Annotated in this window: 18 protein-coding genes and 1 tRNA gene; 12 read left to right on the forward strand and 7 right to left on the reverse strand. The window is 62.8% G+C overall.

The window, feature by feature from the left end:
* Window positions 1-11: 11 nt before the first annotated feature.
* Window positions 12-545 carry an SH3 domain-containing protein gene (locus FHR70_RS20370; RefSeq protein ID WP_183453648.1) on the reverse strand — a complete coding sequence of 178 codons (534 nt, stop codon included), beginning with the start codon at window positions 543-545 and terminating at the stop codon, window positions 12-14.
* 165 nt (window positions 546-710) lie between these two features.
* Here FHR70_RS20370 and FHR70_RS20375 point away from each other — a divergent pair, with 165 nt between their 5' ends.
* Together FHR70_RS20375 and FHR70_RS20380 are read left to right on the forward strand one after the other, a co-directional pair.
* Window positions 711-1703, forward strand: coding sequence for a 2-hydroxyacid dehydrogenase (locus FHR70_RS20375; protein ID WP_183453650.1), 993 nt, complete (start codon window positions 711-713; stop codon window positions 1701-1703).
* Between the two features lie 261 nt (window positions 1704-1964).
* On the forward strand, window positions 1965-2684 hold the full coding sequence (locus FHR70_RS20380) for a Crp/Fnr family transcriptional regulator (protein ID WP_183453652.1): 720 nt from the start codon (window positions 1965-1967) through the stop codon (window positions 2682-2684).
* Here FHR70_RS20380 and FHR70_RS20385 read toward each other — a convergent pair.
* Entirely contained in the window at window positions 2659-3930 is a 1272-nt protein-coding gene (locus tag FHR70_RS20385) for a flavin monoamine oxidase family protein (RefSeq protein ID WP_246408356.1), read from the reverse strand. The genes FHR70_RS20380 and FHR70_RS20385 overlap by 26 nt on opposite strands.
* A gap of 103 nt (window positions 3931-4033) precedes the next feature.
* On the opposite strand from FHR70_RS20385, the gene FHR70_RS20390 reads away from it, so the two are divergent.
* Window positions 4034-4723 carry a sulfate transporter family protein gene (locus tag FHR70_RS20390; RefSeq protein WP_183453656.1) on the forward strand — a complete coding sequence of 230 codons (690 nt, stop codon included), beginning with the start codon at window positions 4034-4036 and terminating at the stop codon, window positions 4721-4723.
* A gap of 57 nt (window positions 4724-4780) precedes the next feature.
* Here the strand turns inward: FHR70_RS20390 and FHR70_RS20395 are convergent, their stop codons facing one another.
* Entirely contained in the window at window positions 4781-5884 is a 1104-nt protein-coding gene (locus tag FHR70_RS20395; RefSeq protein WP_183453658.1) for a complex I NDUFA9 subunit family protein, read from the reverse strand.
* Window positions 5885-6063: 179 nt separating this feature from the next.
* Here FHR70_RS20395 and FHR70_RS20400 point away from each other — a divergent pair.
* Window positions 6064-6148 (forward strand) — tRNA-Leu (locus FHR70_RS20400).
* 236 nt (window positions 6149-6384) lie between these two features.
* Here the strand turns inward: FHR70_RS20400 and FHR70_RS20405 are convergent.
* The 3 genes from FHR70_RS20405 to FHR70_RS20415 all read right to left on the reverse strand — a co-directional run bounded on the left by FHR70_RS20405 (window position 6385) and on the right by FHR70_RS20415 (window position 10180).
* Window positions 6385-7827, reverse strand: a complete 1443-nt coding sequence (locus tag FHR70_RS20405) for an NAD-dependent succinate-semialdehyde dehydrogenase (RefSeq protein ID WP_183453770.1) — start codon at window positions 7825-7827, stop codon at window positions 6385-6387.
* A 72-nt stretch (window positions 7828-7899) separates the two neighbouring features.
* Window positions 7900-9189: a 4-aminobutyrate--2-oxoglutarate transaminase gene (gene gabT / locus FHR70_RS20410; protein WP_183453660.1), complete on the reverse strand. Its 1290-nt coding sequence runs from the start codon at window positions 9187-9189 to the stop codon at window positions 7900-7902.
* A gap of 40 nt (window positions 9190-9229) precedes the next feature.
* Complete coding sequence (locus tag FHR70_RS20415; RefSeq protein ID WP_183453662.1) at window positions 9230-10180, reverse strand: alpha/beta hydrolase; 951 nt, start codon at window positions 10178-10180, stop codon at window positions 9230-9232.
* An 82-nt stretch (window positions 10181-10262) separates the two neighbouring features.
* Here FHR70_RS20415 and FHR70_RS20420 point away from each other — a divergent pair, with 82 nt between their 5' ends.
* From FHR70_RS20420 to FHR70_RS20450, 7 genes are all read left to right on the forward strand, one after another.
* Complete coding sequence (locus FHR70_RS20420) at window positions 10263-10880, forward strand: FMN-binding negative transcriptional regulator (RefSeq protein WP_183453664.1); 618 nt, start codon at window positions 10263-10265, stop codon at window positions 10878-10880.
* Window positions 10881-10957: 77 nt separating this feature from the next.
* On the forward strand, window positions 10958-12085 hold the full coding sequence (locus tag FHR70_RS20425; protein ID WP_183453666.1) for a C45 family autoproteolytic acyltransferase/hydrolase: 1128 nt from the start codon (window positions 10958-10960) through the stop codon (window positions 12083-12085).
* 13 nt (window positions 12086-12098) lie between these two features.
* Window positions 12099-13043 carry an ABC transporter permease gene (locus tag FHR70_RS20430; protein ID WP_183453668.1) on the forward strand — a complete coding sequence of 315 codons (945 nt, stop codon included), beginning with the start codon at window positions 12099-12101 and terminating at the stop codon, window positions 13041-13043.
* Window positions 13044-13046: 3 nt separating this feature from the next.
* Window positions 13047-13859, forward strand: coding sequence for an ABC transporter permease (locus FHR70_RS20435; RefSeq protein ID WP_425487889.1), 813 nt, complete (start codon window positions 13047-13049; stop codon window positions 13857-13859).
* The gene (locus tag FHR70_RS20440) at window positions 13856-15496 is read left to right on the forward strand and encodes a dipeptide ABC transporter ATP-binding protein (RefSeq protein WP_183453672.1); all 1641 of its coding nucleotides are present in this window, start codon (window positions 13856-13858) and stop codon (window positions 15494-15496) included. The genes FHR70_RS20435 and FHR70_RS20440 overlap by 4 nt, the downstream gene beginning before the upstream one ends.
* 93 nt (window positions 15497-15589) lie before the next feature.
* The gene (locus FHR70_RS20445) at window positions 15590-17167 is read left to right on the forward strand and encodes an ABC transporter substrate-binding protein (RefSeq protein ID WP_183453674.1); all 1578 of its coding nucleotides are present in this window, start codon (window positions 15590-15592) and stop codon (window positions 17165-17167) included.
* Between the two features lie 20 nt (window positions 17168-17187).
* A complete protein-coding gene (locus FHR70_RS20450; RefSeq protein ID WP_183453676.1) occupies window positions 17188-17883 on the forward strand; it encodes a GntR family transcriptional regulator in 696 nt (231 codons plus the stop codon).
* A 24-nt stretch (window positions 17884-17907) separates the two neighbouring features.
* Here FHR70_RS20450 and FHR70_RS20455 read toward each other — a convergent pair whose 3' ends face one another.
* Window positions 17908-18750, reverse strand: coding sequence for a serine hydrolase (locus tag FHR70_RS20455; protein ID WP_183453678.1), 843 nt, complete (start codon window positions 18748-18750; stop codon window positions 17908-17910).
* Window positions 18751-18990: 240 nt separating this feature from the next.
* Between FHR70_RS20455 and FHR70_RS20460 the strand changes: the two genes are divergently transcribed.
* Window positions 18991-20031 carry a histone deacetylase family protein gene (locus FHR70_RS20460; protein ID WP_183453680.1) on the forward strand — a complete coding sequence of 347 codons (1041 nt, stop codon included), beginning with the start codon at window positions 18991-18993 and terminating at the stop codon, window positions 20029-20031.
* Window positions 20032-20040: the final 9 nt, after the last annotated feature.

A 20040-nucleotide genomic window follows, 5' to 3' on the forward strand; every position in this document is an offset into this window, starting at 1 on the left:
TCGGTAAAGGCCTACTCGACCGTCTCGTTGGGATAGACGCCCCAGAGCTTTTCCTGCTGGATGAAGCCATCCACGTCCCGGGCACCGTCCATGGTGATCATCACCCGGCACCATTTGCCGTCGCAGCCCTTGATGTTGGTGATCACGCCCGGCTGAAGATGAGCCACCACGGCGCTCTTGTCGTCGGCGCGGTCGAACAGGCTGATCGGAGGCTGGTTGCCCTTGGCCCAGGGCATGGCGAGGGCCGTGCGGCGCCCCGACAGGAGCGAGTGGAGAACCCAGCCCTCAGTGCCCTCCGAATCGCGGATGCGGCGCCAGGTCTCGTATTCGGCGATGATCTCCACGGGGAGACCGGCGCGCTGGAACACCCAGGCGGTTCGGTGGTCCTTGGACGGTCCCTCGCGCAGGTTCACCCGGTCGGTCTTGAGGCTGACATAGCGGGGCACGGGCAGGCCGGTGCCCAGGCGTCCGCCCGGAGGCTGCTGCGCAAGAGCCGCGCCAGTGCTCAGGCTCGCGACAGCAAGGGCAAGGATGATCTTGCGCATGGTTCCTCCGAACATGACTTTGTCTTGGATGGCCGGCTCTGGTAGATAAGCTTGACGGATGCCGCCATGTGGCGGGTCGTCCCCTTTGATGACTGAGCCAGGGTTAAGAGAGCGTGAAACTCGTTACAGTTCGCGGTTTTTTCGGTGTTGGGGGCATGTGAGCCGATGAAAAAAAGACCCGTGGTCGTTGTCACCCGCCGCCTGCCCGACGTGATCGAAACGCGCCTGCGTGAATTGTTCGACACGCGCCTCAATCTCGAGGACAAGCCGCTCTCAGCCGAAGAGCTTAGCGAGGCCGTCAAGACGGCCGACGTGCTGGTTCCCACCATCACCGACGAGATCGATGCGGGCGTCATCGGGCAGGCCGGACCCAACCTGAAGCTCATCGCCAATTTCGGCAACGGCGTCGACAACATCGACGTCTCGGCCGCGGTGGCGAAGAGCATCACCGTCACGAACACGCCGGGGGTTCTCACCGAGGACACGGCCGACATGACCATGGCGCTGATCCTGGCGGTGGCCCGCCGCATTCCCGAGGGTGCCCGCGTGATCCCCGACGGAGACTGGGCCGGCTGGTCGCCCACCTGGATGCTGGGGCGGCGCATCACCGGCAAACGCCTCGGCATCGTCGGCATGGGTCGCATCGGCCAGGCGCTGGCCCGGCGTGCGAAAGCCTTCGGGTTGTCCATCCACTACCACAATCGTCGCCACGTGCCGCCGAAGATCGAGACCGAGCTCGAGGCGACCTACTGGGAATCCCTCGACCAGATGCTGGCCCGCATGGACATCGTGTCCGTGAACTGCCCGCATACGCCCGCCACCTATCACCTGCTCTCGGCCCGGCGCCTGAAGCTCATGAAGCCCGACGCGATCCTGGTGAACACCGCCCGCGGCGAAATCATCGACGAGGGGGCTCTCACCAAGCTCATCGAAGCGGGCGCCATCGCGGGTGCGGGCCTCGACGTGTTCGAGGAGGAGCCGGCCGTCAATCCGCGCCTCGTGCGGCTGGCCAAGCAGGGCAAGGTGGTGCTCCTGCCCCATATGGGCTCGGCGACGCACGAGGGGCGCGTCGCCATGGGCGAGAAGGTGATCGTCAACATCCGCGCCTTCGTGGACGGCCACAAGCCACCGGATCGCGTGCTGCCCAGCATGCTGTGACATCAATGCCGAACCCCGCAGCAAGGGCGACTCGGCGGCGACGATCGAGGCTCTTCTGATCTGACGTTCAAGAGGGGCGGCTTTGCGCCCCTATCCGTGTTTGGACGGCATGCCTGACACCCACAGCCCTCACCTGGATGTGAACATGTGGGCTGCGTCACGATGCAACTGAAAACCACCTTGAGCATAAACATATGTGAGTGCGGCTAAGAACGGAGTTTGGCCAGAACAGGGCTGCTCTTCTCCTCAGCAACGATCTGTATGACCAACCCCCTGATTTTAAAGCTTGAACAGCGCGACCAGCTCTCCGACGAAGAGAAGAGGACGCTGGAAAACGCGATCTCGCGCATTCGGGTGGTCGAGGCCGACGAGGACATCGTGCGGGAGGGCGACCGCCCGGCCGAGAGTTCCCTGCTCCTGGATGGATTTGCCGCCCGCTACAAGATCGTGTCGAACGGACGGCGGCAGATCTCCGCGCTCCATGTGCCCGGCGACTTCCTCGATCTGCACAGCTTCCTGCTGAAGACGATGGATCACGGCGTTCTGGCGCTGACCACCTGCCGGATCGCCACCGTGCCGCACACGACTCTTGAGAAGATCACCGACGAATATCCGCACCTCACGCGGTTGCTCTGGCTCAATACGCTCATCGATGGGGCCATCCACCGGGAATGGCTCACCGCCATGGGGCGCCTCTCGGCGACCGCCCACATGGCGCATCTGATCTGCGAGCTTTACCTGCGCCTCAGGGCCGTCGGCCGCGCCGAGGGGGACACGGTCCAGCTGCCGATCACCCAGGCGGAGCTCGGCGACACCCTGGGGCTTTCGACCGTCCACGTGAACCGCGTGCTGCAGGAGCTGCGCAAGGAAGGGCTGATCCGTTTCCAGGGCGATGCGCTCACCATTCTCGACTGGGAGCGGCTGAAGACGGTGGGCGAGTTCACCTCCACGTATCTCAGCCTGCAGAACGAGGACCGCTAAGCTTGGCGGCGATCTCGCCGGCGGCCCGCTCGCCCTCCTCCCAGGCACCGCCCGCCGTGCCCCATTGAGCGCGCGAGAGCGCCTCGCCGGCAAACCAGATCCGCTCGCCCACTGGCGCCTTCAGGGTGTCGCGGATGGCGGAGAGCCCCGGTGGCACCACCGCCCAGGAGGCGCGCGACCACGGATCGTTGCGCCAGGCGGTGCCGTGCAGGGCCGTGAGACTGCGGATGGCCCGGTGGCCGAAATGCTCCGCCAGAACGTCGCGGGCGAACCGGAAAGGCGCGTGGGCATCCCGCCGGTCGAAGCTGGCTGCGATAGGCTGGTCGAGCTCAAAGAAATGGAACGGCGTGCTGTCGATGCAGGTGAGAAGGCCCGGCGGCTCCCGGCGCGTGCCGGTGAGGCTGGCCAGCCGATCCGCGCCGCGGAACGGCGAATCCGGCCAGTGCAGCACCACATGCTCGTAGACGCCCTGCGTGAAGCCGTGGATTGCCTCGTGGACGGCCTGCGGCAGGGCGGGCGCGAAGCGGATCGCGTCCTGCTGCAGCACCGCCATGGGGGTGGTCACGATGACGGCTTTTCCGCGCAGCGTTCCGACGGCGGTCTCGACCCGCACGCCCGATCCCGACCAGTCGATGGCGCGGACGGGAGCTTCCAGTTGAATTGGCAGGTCCTTCCCAAGCCTTGCCACATAGGCGCCGAGCCCTCCGGCGATGAAGAGATTGTCGGCATATTCCATGCTCGGGAAATCGTGCAGGCTGACCTCCTCGAGCGGCCGCCCTGAGACCAGCCCATGGATGGCCGCCACCCGGTGCCCCTGCGGCCCCATGGGAGGCAGAACCTTCGCGGCTGCCTGGTCCTCACGGGCTTTCGCCGCCTGAGTCATGGCCCTGTCGGCCATGGCGAAGGCGCGGTCGAGCGCTGCTCGCTCAACCCTGCGGCCTGCCCGGCCCCGCACGAAGAAATGCCCGTCCACGGGAGCCCGGCGCAGGGGCTCGCGCCGCTCCCGACCGAGCTTCACCAGCGGGTTGATCGGGCCCGCATGAAGCCAGTGGGCGCCAAGATCCAGCGGATGGCCCTTGAAGCGTCGCGTCAGCGTGCGACCACCGATGCGGTCCCTAGCCTCCAGGAGCGTGACCGTCAGCCCGTGGGCCATGAGATGCCGCGCCGCCGCAATGCCGGCGCTGCCCGCGCCGACGATGATCACGTCTGGATCCGCCACAGGGGCAATCCACGATTCGATTTCCAACGACACAGGCTCCACACCCCTCGCTTTGCGACGGCTTCGTTCATAAGTAAGCTCCGCGCCATACAGCAAGCTTGGCCTTGAAGTTCGAGGAGACGAAGGACAGATGCTCATCCAGTCGGTTTTCGCGGCGGCCCGCGAGGTCTTCTCGCCCGCGCTGCGGCGCATTCTCTGGAAATCGATCGGATTGACCCTGGCGCTGCTCGTCCTGGTCTGGCTTGGCCTGACGAAGCTCTTCGACATCTTCCTCACCAATCACGATCTCAGTGCCACCTATCCGATCATCGACAGCTTCGCGTTCTTCCTCGCGGGCTTCGGGCTCTTCGTGGCCCTGGTCTATCTTCTGCCGGCGGTCTCGGCCGTCGTGGCGGGCTATTTTCTCGACGACGTCGCCGAGGTGGTGGAGCACAAGGATTACCCGGCCGATCCGCCGGGCCGGGCGCTGCCCTTCGGCAAAGCGATCCTCTACGGCATCCGCTTCGCCGGCCTGTCGCTGCTGGTGAATCTCGTCGCCCTGCTGCTGTTCTTCATCCCCGGCATCAATATCGGGGCGTTCTTCGTCGCCAACGCATATCTGCTCGGGCGCGAATATTTCGAGCTCGCGGCGGGCCGCTTCTGGCCGGCCGAGGATGTGGCGCGCCTGCGCGTCGAACACCGGGGCACGGTGCTGGCCGCCGGCGCTGTCCTGGCCGGTCTCGTGCTCGTGCCGGTGGTGAACCTCATCACGCCGGTCTTCGGCGCCGCGATGATGGTTCACCTGCATAAGAAGCTCACCCGCGGCCGGGCGGCGATCTAAGACCGCCGCGAAGGGCAGGCCTCCCTCGGCAGCCGCTAAAAGGACGGGCTTCTCAGTTCAGCGGCTCGCCTGCTGGCCGACGGCCGGACCGGAGGCCCGTTCCGGGTGGAAGTCGGAGGCAGACCCTCCTGACCGGGGGGCGAGCAGGTCTGGCGTTGTTTGCGTCGCATTGCGCTTGAGGTCGAACTGACCGGTCTTGCGGAAGCGCACCAGATAGCTCGGCACGATGGCCTCAATGGTCGTGGGCGTGATGCCCAGGCCCTGGAGCGTGCGGCCCTCGGCGACGGCTTTGTCCGACACCACGTTGTCGCTCTCGAGCAGGATCGCCTGGTCGCGGGTGGTGACAAGCTCGTTCGGCAGCAGGCCGAGGGTCAGCCAGTCGAGCGTGCCCAGGACGCCGCCCATGGCCCGGGCGGCATTGCCCGGCACGGGCACGATAGCGCGCTTGCGTTCGGTGACCTCGAACACGAACTCCATCATCTGGCGCATCGTGCGGATCTCAGGTCCGCCGAGCTCATATGTGCGGCCGGTCGGGACCCGGCCGTCTACCGCCGCCACGATGGCGGCCGCTACGTCGCCGGCATAGACCGGCTGGAAGCGGGTCTCTGCGCCGGGCAGGGGCAGCACGGGGAGCATGCGGGCGAGCGTCGCGAAACGGTTGAAGGAGCTGTCGCCCGGTCCGAACAGCAAGGAGGGGCGCAGGATCACCGCATCCGGGCGCTCCCGGAGCAGGCCCGCCTCGCCCTCGGCCTTGGTGCGGGCATAGGCCGATTCCGAGTTCGCATCCGCCCCGATGGCCGACACATGGGTGAAGGAAACGGCCTTCTTGGCCAGCCGCGCGATCATGGCCGGCGCCTGAGCCTGCAACGTGTCGAAGCGCTGACGGCCGGTTTCCTGAAGGATGCCCACGAGATTGATCACATGGTCGGCCCGGGCGACCGCATGGGCGACCGAATCCTCGTTCCGCAGGTTGGCATGGATCGGGTGGATCTGCCCCACCTTTCCCAAGGGGAGGAAGTTCGCCATGTTCGGCTGCCGGGTCGGCACGAGCACCCGGTAGCCGCGCTGGGCGAGAAGGCTCACCACATAGCGGCCCAGGAAGCCCGACCCGCCGAAGACGGTGACGATTTGCTGCTCAGGCGTGCGAAGGGCACCGATCATGAAACTCTCCTGCCCGGATAAGAACGTGGTCCAGAGCTTGGGTGTGAAATTTTGAATCTCTCTAGTCAAACGCCGTTGACCTGTGAAGAGGTGCAGGCTGAAGAAAGCACATCTGCCGCGTTTTCAGCGATTGACGCGCCGCCAGAAGCACCGTAAACGAAGCCTCGCCGGTAAGGCATGCCCAGGTGGCGGAATTGGTAGACGCACTGCTTTCAGGTAGCAGCGGGTAACACCGTGGAGGTTCGAGTCCTCTCCTGGGCACCAACAATCCCTTAAGGGGTTGATCCGCAAAGACTTCTCAGTCAATCAAAGGCTTGAAGGCGCCCGAGTGATGCACACGGGGCTTCTTCGCCCATCACATGGCATCCGTCATATTCAAAAGCTGAAAGCGAGCGGCCTTCACAGGTCGCCTGAAGACCTGTCTCGGTTGGTCCAGGAAAGGCGGAGCCTCGTTCCGTGAGCAAGGCTCCTGAAACAACAGGGTGCGGCGTGTAGAGGCTTCAGCGTCCCGATTGCGTCACCAGCTTGGTGATGAGGTAGGGCTCGACGGCATCCGATCCGCCCTCGGAGCCGTATCCCGAATCCTTGATGCCGCCGAAGGGGAGTTCCGGCAGGGCGAGGCCGTTGTGGTTGATGGTCGTCATGCCGGCCTCGATCCGCATCCCGAGCTGATGAGCCGTATCGGTCGACCCGGTGAAGGCGTAGGACGCCAAGCCGAAGGGCAGGCGGTTGGCCTCCGCGATGGCATCTTCCAGGGTCGAGAAGGGATTGACGATAGCCACGGGTCCGAAGGGCTCCTCGTTCATCAATCGGGCGTCCTTCGGCACATTGGCGATGACCGTCGGCTCGAAGAAATAGCCCTTGTTGCCGATGCGCCGGCCGCCGGTCTTGACCTCGGCTCCGCGCTCGACGGCATCCTGGATCAGGCTCTCCAGCGCCGGGATGCGGCGCTCGTTGGCGAGCGGGCCCATCTGCACCCCGTCCTCCAGCCCGTTGCCGACCTTGATACCCTTGGCGGCCGCGGTGACAGCGTCGAGGAAGGGCTCGAAGCTTCCTTCCTGAATTAGGAACCGGGTCGGGGAGACGCAGACCTGGCCGGCATTGCGGAACTTGGAGCCGGCGAGAACCCTCACGGCCTTCTGCAGATCGGCATCGTCGAAGACGATTGCAGGCGCGTGGCCGCCAAGCTCCATGGTGGAGCGCTTCATGTGCTGCCCCGCAAGGGCAGCGAGCTGCTTGCCGACCGGTGTCGAGCCGGTGAAGGAGATCTTGCGGATGACCGGATGGGCGATGAGATATTCCGAGATCTCGGCTGGATTGCCGTAGACGAGGTTGATCACGCCTTCCGGAACGCCGGCCTCGACGAAGGCACGGATCAGCTCTGCCGGCGAGGCCGGGGTTTCCTCGGGAGCCTTCACGATGATCGAGCAGCCGGCCGCCAACGCCGCCGAGAGCTTGCGCACCACTTGGTTGATGGGGAAGTTCCAGGGCGTGAAAGCCGCAACGGGGCCGACCGGCAGCTTGACGGCCATCTGCATGACGCCAGGTGCCCTGGCCGGGATGATCTGGCCGTAGGTGCGCCGGGCTTCCTCCGCGAACCAGTCGATGATGTCGGCGCCGGCCCCGATCTCGCCTTTGGCCTCGGCAACCGGCTTGCCCTGCTCGCGGGTCATGATCCAGGCGATCTGGTCCTTGCGCGTGCGCAGGATGTCGGCGGCCCTGCGCATGATCGTGGAGCGGTCATAGGCCGACAGGCTGCTCCAGGTCCTGAAGCCCTTCTCGACGGCAGCCAACGCGGCATCGAGGTCCTCCCGGCGGGCATGGGCAACCGTCCCGATGGTTTCGCCCGTGGCCGGATCGAGAACCGGAATGACGCCACCCTGGGCGGCAGGACGCCATACGCCGTCAATCAGGAGCTGCGTGTCGGGATAGGCCTGGGTCATCGCATTCATGGCTGGATCGGTTCCGTGGAGTGGAGGAATGGCCTGTATCAGGTGGGGAGGCCTATGGCGAATTCAAAAGGCCGAGAAGGCTGCTTCGACCGCCTCTTCCAGAATGTCGAGCCCTTCAGCCAATGTCTCATCGGCAATGGTCAGCGGCGCGAGCAACCGGATCACGTTGAAGCGGGTACCGCAGGAGATGAGAATGAGGCCGCGCTTTTCGGCTTCCGCCACGATGCGGGTGGTCAGTTCCGATGCCGCACGCTTCGAGGCTCGATCCTCGATCAGCTCGAAGGCCACCATGGCGCCCAGCCCGCGGATGTCGCCGATCCGCTCCATGCCCTGGCGCTGAGAGAGGGTCTTCAGGCGAGACGTCATCCGCTCGCCGATGTTGGTCGCGCGCTCGCACAGGCTCTCCTCCTCGATCACGTCGAGAACCGCATGGGCTGCGGCGACCGCGAGCGGATTGCCGGCATAGGTGCCGCCAAGACCGCCGGGATGGGCGGCGTTCATGATCTCGGCCCGGCCGACGACCGCGGAGAGCGGAAAGCCGCCGGCCAGTCCCTTGGCCATGGTGACGAGATCGGGCCTCACGCCGGAATGCTCGATGCCGAACATTTTCCCGGTGCGGGCCATGCCGGTCTGCACCTCGTCGGCGATCAGAAGGATACCGTGCCGGTCGGCGATCTCACGCAGCCGGATCAGAAACTCCGCCGGCGCGACATGGAAGCCGCCCTCGCCCTGCACCGGCTCGACGATGAAGGCGGCGATGCGCTCCGGATCGATGTCTGAGGAGAGAAGCCGCTCGATCTCGTCGATGGCTGCTTCCGTGGTGATGCCCATGAAGGGGTTGGGGAAGGGGGCATGGAAGATCTCGGCCGGGAAGGGGCCGAAGTTCTTTTTGTAAGGCGCGACCTTGCCCGTGAGCGCCATGCCCAGCATCGTGCGGCCATGGAAGGCGCCGCTGAAGGCGATGATGCCGGAGCGTTTGGTGTAGGCGCGTGCGATCTTGACGGCGTTCTCGACCGCCTCGGCTCCGGTCGTGACCAGCATGGTCCGGTTCTCCGCGCCTGTGGGGGCCAAGGCGTTCAGCCGCTCGGCGAGACCGATATAGCTTTCATAGGGCGCCACATGAAAGCAGGTATGCGTGAAGCGAAGCGCCTGCTCTTGAACGGCCGCCATCACTTTCGGGTGCCGGTGGCCCGTGTTGTTGACCGCGATGCCGGCGGCGAAGTCGATGTAGCGCTTGCCGTCCACATCCCACAATTCCGCATTCTGCGCCCGGTCGGCAAAGATGCCGCGCGTGGACACGCCACCGGCGACGGCGGCTTTCTGGCGGGTTTGCAACTGTGCGGAAGCAGGCATGACAGGCACCTTTGTCTGAAATGATGTTGGATCGATTGCGTCACATGACGTTCTGTTTGACGGTTTCACACACTTCCCAGAATGCGCCTTCCGCAGCCTGTGACACGGCTGCATGGCCCATGAAGTTGTGAATGAGAGAAGGCATGCAGCGATAGGCGACGGGCACGCCGTCCCGCTCGAGCCTCTCGGCAAAAGCATTCCCCTGGTCGCGCAGAATGTCGTTCTCGGCCGTGAAGATTGCCGTTTTCGGAAGATCCGACACTCGCGTTGCAAGAAGCGGCGAGACGCGCGGATCTTCGGCCAGCGCGGGATCGGCGAGATACTTCTCGCCAAACAATTTCATGAGAGCATGATCGAGGCCGAAACCCGTTCCGAACGCGTGATCGGACGGAAAGCCCGGCGAGCGGTCGAGATAGTGCCTGAAGTCCGTGACCGGATAGAGAAGACAGAGGAAATGGAAAGGCTGGCGGCTTGCTCCAAAATGGAGCGCGACATTGATCGCAAGATTTCCTCCGGCACTGTCACCCATGAGACTGATCCGTTTGGGATCAAGGCCGAGGCTTGCGGCATTCTCAAGCGTCCAACGTGCCGCCAGAAGAGCATCGTCCAAGGCAGCCGGGAAGGGATGCTCGGGGGCTCTTCTGAAATCGACGAAGATCACGGCCGCCTTGCAATGCCGGGCAATGTTCATCGACTGTCGGCTATAGGCCTGAGTATCGCCCAGGACGAAGCCGCCACCGTGGAAGTAGAGGAGGGCAGGCAGGGGCTTGAGCCCGTCGTTCGGCCGGTAGATGGAGATCGAGAAGCGGCCATTACCTTCCGGAAGTGTCATCGTTTCGGCATGAACGCCACCGGACGGTTCAAGGCTCCGTTCAAAATATTTCTGGCTGTAGCCGGCCCGCATGACGTCGACGGGAATCTCGTTCACGGGCACCGTCCGCGCAGCCCTGCCTTCCTCCAGCATTCTGGCTATGCTCGGATCAAGCTTCATTCATTTCCTCTCAAATCGGATGAATGACCATTGCATTTTTGCGCAAAAAGTCAAACGATGTGTCGAGTAGGGGGAGGATTCTATGTTTGTGCCTGCGCAGTATGTAGCAAAAAATCCGCGAGCCATTGTCGAGGCCTACTCCTTTGGGCTTCTGGTGACCACGGATGCCAATGGGCTGCATGCCACCCAGACCCCAATCTTCTTCGAGACTGATGATCCGGAGGAGATGCGGCTCGTCGGGCACATCGCGCGCCGCAATCCGCAAGCCGCTGGCCTTGCCCATGGGCAGCCGGCGCTCGTCGTCTTCACGGGGCCGCACGCCTACATCTCCGGCAACTGGTACCAGAGCAAGCCGGAGGTCCCGACCTGGAACTACGTCTCCGCCCAAGTCTCCGGGGTTCTGGAGCCGCTCGACGAACCCGAGCAGAAGAGGGCCGTGCTCGAAAAGACCGCTCAAAAATTAAGTGCTTACGGAGAAGGGGCTTGGGCGATGGACGATGCGCCTGAGGGGCGGGTGGAGGTTCTGCTGCCGTATATCCGCTCGTTTCGCATCGTCGCCCACAGTATCCAAGGCGCGTCCAAGCTCAGCCAGTCTCATCCGCAGGATGATCGGGATCGGGTGATCGCCCGATTGAAGGAAAGGGGGCACAACGGTGATGCGGAGATCGCTCGGGTGATGGAATTGAAGGATCCATTCTGAACCGCTTCATTCACAACAGCCTATTGCCAAGGCGTAAGATTTGAAATAATTTATGCGCATAAAATTGAGGCGCATTAATGCAAGTCACCCAGTTCCCCCTTGTTGAAATCAGCGGATCGCCGCGGGAGCGTGGGCGGCAGTATGGCGTTGCTGCGGCAGACCGGATCGCCGAAGGGATTCGTCACTATACTCAGCAATTTTCCAGCTTCGGCCTAGATGCTCGGAGCATCCATCGTCACGTTTCCGAATACATCGCGCGTATCCGCGAGTTCGATCACAGGCTGGTCGATGAAATGTACGGCATCGCCGAAGGAGCCAAGGTCGAGATCGATGCCATCCTGCTGCTGAATGCCCGCACCGAATTGCTGCATGAAGCCCGCGTCATCGCAAAGAAGGTGCGAACCAAGGAAACGCCTGATGGTTGTACGGGCGTGGTGATCCTTCCGGAAGCCGCGGAGGGCGGGCGCCTCATTCATGCTCTGAACTGGGACTGGAAGGCGGAATGCGCCACCACCGGGGTGGTGCTGCGAATCGTGCAGGATGACGGACCTGATATCCTCACATTCACCGAAGCGGGATCGCTTGCGAGAACAGGATTGAACTCCGCCGGCATCGCCATCACGGCCAACTACATCGAGTCCGATCAGGACTTCAAAAGCCCCGGCGTTCCGCTTGCGCTCATCCGGCGAAAAATCCTTGAATCCGCCAACTATGCCAAGGCGATCGAACTTATCGTCTCGACGGACAAGCTGATCTCGAACAATCTCATTCTCAGCCACAAGGATGGTGTCGCGATCAATTTCGAATGTGCTCCGGCCGAGACCTTCGCGATCTATCCCGAGGACGGGATGATCGTGCATGCGAACCACTGGACCAGCCCGGCGGCTCTGTCAAAGTACAAGGATGTGGGCATCCTCAATACGCCTGACAGCTTCTACCGCGATTACCGGGTGCGTGAATTGCTGAAGAGCAAGCGCATGCCGCTGACGCAGGCCGATGTGGTGAGCGCCCTGAGCGACGATTTTGGAACACCCTGGTCCGTCTGCCGTCCGCCTCGCCCCAATGTTCGCGGCGATTTGACGGCGACCGTCGCCATGTTCCTGCTCGATGCCGCGACAGGCTCGATGAAGGTGACGCCCCTGCCGGCGCTCAACCCTGTCGGCAGCACCTATACACTTGCACGAGAACCAGCTCTGGCAGCATGAGATCGGAGGCGGCATGGCAACATATCTGGCCCGACGTCTGAGCATGATGTTGCTCACGCTGTCCTTGGTGGCCGTCACAGTCTTCGTCCTGGTCAGGCTCGTGCCGGGCGACAGCGCCAGTTTGATGCTCGGCGAAGCGGGGTCTCTGGAACAGCTTGCCATTCTGCGAGCCCGCTGGGGTCTCGACCAGCCCTGGCCGATCCAGTTTCTCTACTGGATCAAGGGCCTGCTGTCGGGAGATTTCGGCGTCTCCACCCGCACGGGCGAGCCGGTCTTGGCCTTGATCCTGGCACGATTTCAGGTCAGCGCCGTCATCGTGCTGGCCGCCATGACCATCGCGGTCCTGGTCGCCGTGCCGGTCGGCCTCTATGCGGCCTGGAAGCAGAACAGCTGGGCGGATCTCGCCGTTGTTTCCGTCGCGACGCTGCTGCTGTCGATTCCGAGCTTCTGGCTCGGCCTTCTTCTGCTTGTGGTGTTCGGCCTCAAGCTCAGTTGGCTTCCGATTCTCGGCTATGTCGGTTTCGGAGAAGATTTTTCGCGCGCCCTGTCCTTCGTCATCCTGCCGGTTGCAACGCTTGCTCTCATCGAGATCGGAGTGCTGGTGCGCATGGCGCGGGCCAGTGCGATCGAGGTTCTTCGCCTCGAATACGTGACCCATGCCCGCGCGAAGGGCATGCCGGAATGGCGCGTCCTGGCGTTCCACGTCTTTCCCAATGCCTTCGCGCCGACGCTGACGCTGATCGGGTTGATCCTGGGCAACCTGCTCGGCGGCATCGCCGTGCTCGAGACGGTCTTCACCTTGCCTGGTATGGGGCGGCTTCTCGTGGAATCGATCTTCGCCCGCGATTATCCGGTCGTGCAGGGATGTCTCCTTCTCACGGGCGTGATCTTCGTCCTCATCAACCTGATCGTGGATATGCTCTATCCGATCTTCGATCCCCGTGTTGCGAGGGCTTGAGGGATGCCGATGAAGCTCAATCTGATCATCGGGCTGCTGATCGTCCTCCTGCTTGGGGGCGCTGCCCTCATCGGTGCCGCCTGGACTCCCTATCATCCGATGCAGCTGGATATGCTGAACCGTCTTGCGCCGCCTTCGTTTGGGCATTGGCTGGGCACCGATGAGTTCGGCCGCGATGTCCTGAGCCGTCTCATGGCCGGTGCCACGACCAGCATCGCCATTGCCGTGACGACGGTTCTAATGGCAGTCTCCGCCGGCATGATCATCGGCCTCGTCTCGGGCAGCGTTCGTGGCTGGACCGATCGGGGCCTGATGGCCGTCACCGACGCGCTCTTGGCCTTTCCAGGAATCCTTCTTGCTCTGGCGTTGATCGTGATCCTGGGTGCGGGCCGCACGGGAATCATCCTGGCACTCTCTCTCGCCTATCTGCCGGCGGTGATCCGGATCGTTCGCAGCGCGGTGCTGTCGATCCGCGAGAAAGAATATGTCGAGGCCTCGCAAGTCATCGGCAATTCCCAAGCCTATACGATGTTCGTCCATATCCTGCCGAACTGCCTCGCGCCGATCTCCGTGATGGCCACATCCATGTTCGGCTGGGTGATCCTGGCCGAGAGCGCGCTCTCCTTCCTGGGGCTCGGCGTCGCGCCGCCTGCACCGACCTGGGGAAATATGCTCTCGGCCAGCCAACCCTATTTCGAGCGCGCCTTGTGGCTGAGCCTCGCGCCGGGGGCATGCATTGCCCTGGCCTTGCTGGCAACGAACCTGATCGGCGATGCCCTTCGGGATCGGTTCGATCCACGGAGGCTCCAGGCATGACCGCCCAGATTCCTTTGCTGGACGTCAGAAATATCGAGATCCAAGCAGCAAATTCCACGTCCATCGTGAAGAGCGTCAATCTGACTTTGGCCCATGGAGCGATGGCTGCGCTTGTCGGCGAATCCGGCAGCGGAAAAACCATGGCGTCACGGTCCGTTCTTCGCCTGCTGCCACCGGGCGTCAGGATGACCAGGGGCGAAATCCTTCTGGAAGGCGAGAATCTTGCCGAAGCGTCCGAGAAGCGGATGCGGCAGCTGAGGGGGCGGTCTCTTGGCATGATCTTCCAGGAGCCCATGGTGTCTCTCAATCCTGCCATGAGCGTCGGCGCCCAGATGGCGGAAGCGCTGCGCCTGCATACCTCCCTGTCTCGTCAGGAGATCAGGCAGCTTTGCATCGAGATGCTGGAGCGCGTGCGGATCAGCAATGCGGCAGGCTGCCTGACCGCCTTTCCACATGAGTTTTCCGGCGGCATGCGCCAGCGGATCATGATCGCTTCCGTGATGCTGCTGCGGCCCAAGCTCCTGGTCGCCGATGAGCCGACAACGGCCCTGGACACCCTGGCCCAGCGCGAAGTGCTGGATCTGCTGACGGAGCTCGCGCGCGATTTCAACACGGCGGTCCTGCTCATCACGCACAATCTCGGTCTTGTCGCGCGCTACACGGAGAACATGACGGTGCTGCGCGAAGGTCGTGTTGTCGAAGCCGGAAAGACCGCGTCGATCATCGCGCATCCCTACCAGACCTACACCCGGAAGCTCATCGCAGCCGCAAAGGCGAGTCAGGGGCTTGCTGATGATGTGATTCCGCCTGACGCGCCGGCTGTGCTCCGCGCCACTGACGTATCCGTGACCTATGGTGCGCGAACCCATGGCCGAGGTCATGGCGCGGCGGCAGTTTCCGAGGTGAGCCTGGATATCCGCAAAGGCGAGACCGTTGCAGTCGTCGGAGGTAGCGGCTCCGGCAAGACGACCCTCGGTCGGGCGTTGCTGGGATTGGTTCCGCTCTCCTCCGGCCGCGTTGAGTTCGAGGGCAGAAATATCATCGACGGCAAGGGAGCGATCCGCCGTGAGGCCCGGCTCGGCTGCCAGATGGTATTTCAGGATCCCTATTCCTCACTGGATCCACGCCAGCGGATCGGCTCGATCGTTCATGAGCCGCTCCGCCACGTTCAGGATATGGCACCGGCCGACAAGGAGCGGCGCGTCAGCGAGGTTCTTGCGGAGGTGGGCCTGTCCGGGCTCGAGCGGCGCCTGCCTCACGAACTCTCGGGAGGGCAGCGTCAGCGCGTGGCTATCGCACGGGCGCTTGTGCGGCGTCCGCCCTTGGTGGTCGCGGACGAGCCGGTCTCCGCTCTGGATATGACGATCCAGGCACAGGTTCTGGAACTGATCCGCGACCTTCAGGCGAGCTACGGTTTTGCATGCCTGTTCATCAGCCACGATCTGACGGCGGTCCGCCGGGTCGCCCATCGGGTGATCGTGATGGAAGCGGGTCGCATCGTGGAGCAGGGAGCGACCGAAGATATCCTCGGCGCGCCGCAGCACCCTTACACCGCGCGCCTGATCGAGGCCGCTCCGATGATCGGTGATCCTGCCGGACTCCGCCCGGCCGCCGATCGAGCGAAGGTCCTTCCCTGACTTGGCCAATGAAGTCGCTTGCCAATAATCAATTTTATGCGCAAAAATATGATAAAGAATATGCCAAAGGGAAAAACCAGCAGGAGAGCGGACATGGCTCAAGATATGGGTGCGAAGAAGGTTATGGGTTGGACGTTAGGGCAGGTTGGTTTATCGGCGGCCATCGCATTATGCCTGCTTTCAAGCCAATCTTATGCGCAAAAGACGAGCAGCCGGATTACAGTTGCCCTGGAGGAAGACCTCCGAGGCCTCGATCCGCGCCGGGATCGGGACGGCATGTCGGATCCGGTCCATATGCATGTGGTCGAGGGTCTTCTGGGCTATGTGGACGATCTGAGTGTCCGTCCGATGCTCGCCAGCTCCTTCACCATCGGCGACGACGGTAGGTCCTATACGTTCAAGCTGCGCGAGGGCGTGCGCTTCCATAACGGCAAGCCTTTGACCTCCGCGGAGGTGAAATGGTCCTGGGACTATGTCATGGCGGCAGATTCCATCTGGCGCTGCAAGGCGGTGTTCGACGGGCCGATCAAGGTCGCCGGCGTCGAGGCCCCGGATGCCCGGACGATCGTCTTCAGGCTCGATCAGCCGAACGGGAGCTTCATCTATAATCTCGCGCGAACCGATTGCGCGGGAACGCCGATCCTGCATCCGGAATCCGTCGATGCGGATGGCAAGTGGAGGGGCGTGATCGGGACCGGCCCATTCCAGCTCGGCGAGCGCCGCATCGGCCAGTACACGGAGGTCAAGCGCTTCCCTGACTATGCCCTCAGCAATGCCGAGCCGAGCGGGCGCGTGGGCAAGAAGGAAGCGCTGGTCGAGACCGTTCGATTCACGGTCGTGGCGGATCCATCCGCAAGGCTGGTCGGCCTGCGTTCCGGCGATCTGGACATCACGCCCCTGACGGCAGAGGTGGTGGATCAGATCGAGAAAGATCCGAAGCTCCATGTCACCTCGTCCGATACGACCGTGTGGTATGCCCTGCTGTTCGGTATGAACGATCCGCTCCTGAAGGACGTGCGCATGCGCCGGGCCATCGCGGCGGCCATCGACCGGACTGCCGTGGCGCAGGGCGTCTCGTTCGGCCAGTGGTCGGGTTCGGCAACGCCGGTGCCGGGCGCAAGCCTGCTCTATACGCGCCCTTCGTCTGAAGACGAGGTTGCTTCCCTGACCCGCGCCAAGGCCCTGCTGGCCGAGGCGAAGTATGCCGGACAACCCATCAGCATTATCGCCAACAAAGCCCTGCCGATGATGTTCAACCAGGCCGTCATTATCCAGAGCATGCTGCAGGCGGCCGGGATCAACGCCAATATCGAGACGCTGGAATGGGGATTGCAGCTTGATCGGTATACGAAAGGCACCTATCAGGCGCAGTCCTTCGCCTATTCCGGCCGCTTCGATCCGATGGGCGCATGGGAGCGCATCGTCGGGCCGGAATCGCGCAAGGTCTGGAAGGACGAAGAGGCCATCACCCTGCTCAACAAGGGCATGAAGACCGCCGATCCGGCGGAGATGAAGCAGATCTCGGACCAGCTTTACAAGAAGTTCATCAACGATGTCCCGGCTGTCAGCCTCTACAACGTAAAGGTCTTCTATGGGGTCAGCGACCGGCTGGCAGGCGTCAAGGCATCTCCCCTGGAGGTGGTGAGGGTCTGGAACGTTTCGATCAAGTAAGATCGAACAGCTGATCATTCATGAATCTGCCGGCGCTCTCGCGGTGCCGGCAGATTCATGATAAGTCCCTCCGAAATAATCGTAAGGTTGTTATGGCAAAGTCACGAGAATCAGCGGAGCAGTTGGCTCGTCTTACGCATGACATCCGCAACGACATTGTGTTCGGTGCCTACGAACCTGGAACGTGGCTGAAGCTGAGCGATCTTCAGGATCAGCATAAGGCGAGCGCTTTTCACATCCGCAGGGCGCTCGATCAGCTGAAAAGCCTGAAGCTGGTCGACCATGTCGCCAATGCGGGATTTCGTGTCGCCACGCCTGACGAGGCAGTGCGCCAGGAGACGCGCTTCGTGCGCACTGTGCTGGAGCGCGGCGCGGCCCCGCTGATCGTCGCGCGGGCCACGGAAGAGGACATCAGCGAACTCCTTGGCCTGGCTCAGGCGTTCGATCAATCCATCGAAGCGGAAGGTCGGCGCGTCCAGTCGCGGATCAACCATGAGTTCCATGACAAGCTCTATGGCATCGCCAAGAACGCGGTGCTCAGTGAGATGATCAAGGAATTGCGCAGCCGCAGCCATCACACCACCACAGGCCGCTGGCGATCGATCGAAGGCCTCAAGGCCAGCAGCCAGGACCATTTCCGAATGGTCGAGGCGATCAAGGCTCGCGACCCACATGAGCTGGAGCGTCTGATCGTCGGGCACATCGAGGCATTCTGACCGGATTGCCGCTGCTCAAAAAGGTTAGCGAATGCCATCCCAGCAGGCGCGCGATAGCTCTGCGATGCGCCGCGTGGCTGCCGCATGGCCGGGAAGGCCGTCCGGCATGGTCTCGGGCACGTTGTCGGTGATGGCGCACAGGATGTAGAGCGGCTGATCGTTTCTGAACACGATGCCCGCGTCCATCCATCCCCGCTGCCCGCGTCCGGTCTTGTTGGCGACCTTCGTGGTCAGAGGCAGAAGAGCGGGAATCATGTTCCTGAACCGCTGCCAGCTGAGGAATTGCAGCGCCATCGCGCAGAGCTCGGTGGTGACGCCGAGACGGGCTGCGACACTGGCATCGGACGTTCCGCGAAGGATCAGATCGAGGAGGAGAACCTGATCGCGGGCCGTTGTCGTGGTCACGGCCTCGAGGGCATGATTTCCAGGCAAGCCGACGGGAGGAAGCTTGGTGCGATGAACCGTATCCTTCATGCCGATGCGAGCGCAGTACCGGGTCAGATCGTCGAGATCCAAATCCTTCATCACCTCATAGGTGCAGATATTGTCGCTGGTGATGATCATCTGGAGGATGGCATCCCTCATCGGGATGAGAAGGCCCGGCGTCATGTACTGGCACACGCCGGACACGATGCCCTTCTGCAGATGCTCCTCGATCACGACCGGCTGGTCGAGATCGAGCCGCCCTTCATGAACGGCATTGAGGGCCGCCATCATCACGGAGGTCTTGCGCACGCTCGCTGCCGGCAGGACCCGGTCTCCATGCCGGCTGAACTCCTCTCCTGTCCGGAGATTCCTGACATGCCAGTAGATGTCGAAGTCAGGCGTGTCGGACACTTCGTCCAGACGGCCCTTGAGCGTCTCCATGGTTCAGGATCTCCATGAGTGAGTTTTGCGCAAAAGATGAGGTGTTCTTACCGGATTGTGAGAACAGCCTCAAGCTCATCAAGAGGGCAAGTTGCCGAACAAAAGTGCTTTTAACACGAATTAAAAAGGAAATTCCAAGTTCTCAAGCGTCAAGTTAGGCTTATAAGGATCGCTTGCGTCTTTAAATTTTATGCGCATAATGCGGCCGCATGATCCTTCCGCATTCGAGCCAGGGTTCCCATGAAAGCCGTCTTTGCGCCAGCCAGCCAGCGTCATGACCCTGGTTCCTTCCTGTGCCGGGGCGCTCTGCAAACGATCCTGGAGCAGCCGGCGCGCGTGCGGAACCTCCTCAACGGCGTGCAGGAGAGCGGTCTCGCGATCGTTGCTCCGCGCGATTTCGGCCTTGATCCGATCCTGGACATCCATGCGGCGGATTATATCAACTTTCTGCGCACGGCTTATGCGGATTGGCAGGCGATGCGCGCGAGGGGCGTCTCTGCGAGCGAGACCGTGCAGTCCAGCGGCTTCTCATTGCGCCATCGCCATGCCCGTGTTCCGAACGCCGTTTCCGCTCGTGCCGACTACTATCTGTCCGGCGGCTGGGCGCCCCTGGCCGAAGGCACCTTTGAGGCGGCTGTTGCCTCGGCGCATTCCGCCGTTGAGGCCGCCGAAATCGTACTGGCGGGCGGTGGTGAAGCCTTTGCGCTCTGCCGTCCCCCGGGGCATCATGCCTATGCCGATCTCGCTGGCGGCTTCTGCTATATCAACAACGCTGCCGTTGCCGCGCAAAGGCTCGTCAGGGATCTGAGGCGCGTCACGGTTTTAGATATCGACGCCCATCACGGAAACGGCACGCAGGGTATCTTCTATGAACGCAGCGACGTGCAGTTCGTCTCGCTGCATGCGGATCCGACCCATGTCTACCCGTTCTATTGCGGCTTTGCCGATGAGACGGGCCATGGCTCCGGTGCGGGCTTCAATCTCAATCTGCCTCTGACCATTGGTTCGCGGGACGATGCTTTCATCGACGCCCTGAGACATGCCCTTGGCGCCATCCGCGATTTCCGTCCCGGCGCCCTCGTGGTGTCGCTCGGCCTCGATATCCATGAGGACGACCCGACGAAGCTTCTGAGCATCTCCGGCGACGGTCTGGCCCGGATCGGAGCCATGATCGGCGCCGAGCGCCTGCCGATCGTGGTGATCCAGGAGGGTGGCTATGACATCGGCAAGCTCTCCGGAAACCTCCGCAGCTTCCTGGACGGCTTCGTCGGTGCGCGATGAAAGCCTTCA

Origin of the sequence: Microvirga lupini (assembly GCF_014191055.1) — a bacterium.
In the GTDB taxonomy this organism is placed as follows: Bacteria; Pseudomonadota; Alphaproteobacteria; order Rhizobiales; family Beijerinckiaceae; genus Microvirga; species Microvirga lupini_A.

What these genes read in the sequence shown, in the direction of transcription:
- FHR70_RS20370 (WP_183453648.1), bottom strand. Translation starts at nt 545, where the DNA reads ATGCGCAAGATCATCCTTGCCCTTGCTGTCGCGAGCCTGAGCACTGGC.
- FHR70_RS20375 (WP_183453650.1), top strand. Translation starts at nt 711, where the DNA reads ATGAAAAAAAGACCCGTGGTCGTTGTCACCCGCCGCCTGCCCGACGTG.
- FHR70_RS20380 (WP_183453652.1), top strand. Translation starts at nt 1,965, where the DNA reads ATGACCAACCCCCTGATTTTAAAGCTTGAACAGCGCGACCAGCTCTCC.
- FHR70_RS20390 (WP_183453656.1), top strand. Translation starts at nt 4,034, where the DNA reads ATGCTCATCCAGTCGGTTTTCGCGGCGGCCCGCGAGGTCTTCTCGCCC.
- FHR70_RS20395 (WP_183453658.1), bottom strand. Translation starts at nt 5,884, where the DNA reads ATGATCGGTGCCCTTCGCACGCCTGAGCAGCAAATCGTCACCGTCTTC.
- FHR70_RS20405 (WP_183453770.1), bottom strand. Translation starts at nt 7,827, where the DNA reads ATGACCCAGGCCTATCCCGACACGCAGCTCCTGATTGACGGCGTATGG.
- gabT (WP_183453660.1), bottom strand. Translation starts at nt 9,189, where the DNA reads ATGCCTGCTTCCGCACAGTTGCAAACCCGCCAGAAAGCCGCCGTCGCC.
- FHR70_RS20415 (WP_183453662.1), bottom strand. Translation starts at nt 10,180, where the DNA reads ATGAAGCTTGATCCGAGCATAGCCAGAATGCTGGAGGAAGGCAGGGCT.
- FHR70_RS20420 (WP_183453664.1), top strand. Translation starts at nt 10,263, where the DNA reads ATGTTTGTGCCTGCGCAGTATGTAGCAAAAAATCCGCGAGCCATTGTC.
- FHR70_RS20425 (WP_183453666.1), top strand. Translation starts at nt 10,958, where the DNA reads ATGCAAGTCACCCAGTTCCCCCTTGTTGAAATCAGCGGATCGCCGCGG.
- FHR70_RS20430 (WP_183453668.1), top strand. Translation starts at nt 12,099, where the DNA reads ATGGCAACATATCTGGCCCGACGTCTGAGCATGATGTTGCTCACGCTG.
- FHR70_RS20435 (WP_425487889.1), top strand. Translation starts at nt 13,047, where the DNA reads ATGCCGATGAAGCTCAATCTGATCATCGGGCTGCTGATCGTCCTCCTG.
- FHR70_RS20440 (WP_183453672.1), top strand. Translation starts at nt 13,856, where the DNA reads ATGACCGCCCAGATTCCTTTGCTGGACGTCAGAAATATCGAGATCCAA.
- FHR70_RS20445 (WP_183453674.1), top strand. Translation starts at nt 15,590, where the DNA reads ATGGCTCAAGATATGGGTGCGAAGAAGGTTATGGGTTGGACGTTAGGG.
- FHR70_RS20450 (WP_183453676.1), top strand. Translation starts at nt 17,188, where the DNA reads ATGAATCTGCCGGCGCTCTCGCGGTGCCGGCAGATTCATGATAAGTCC.
- FHR70_RS20455 (WP_183453678.1), bottom strand. Translation starts at nt 18,750, where the DNA reads ATGGAGACGCTCAAGGGCCGTCTGGACGAAGTGTCCGACACGCCTGAC.
- FHR70_RS20460 (WP_183453680.1), top strand. Translation starts at nt 18,991, where the DNA reads ATGAAAGCCGTCTTTGCGCCAGCCAGCCAGCGTCATGACCCTGGTTCC.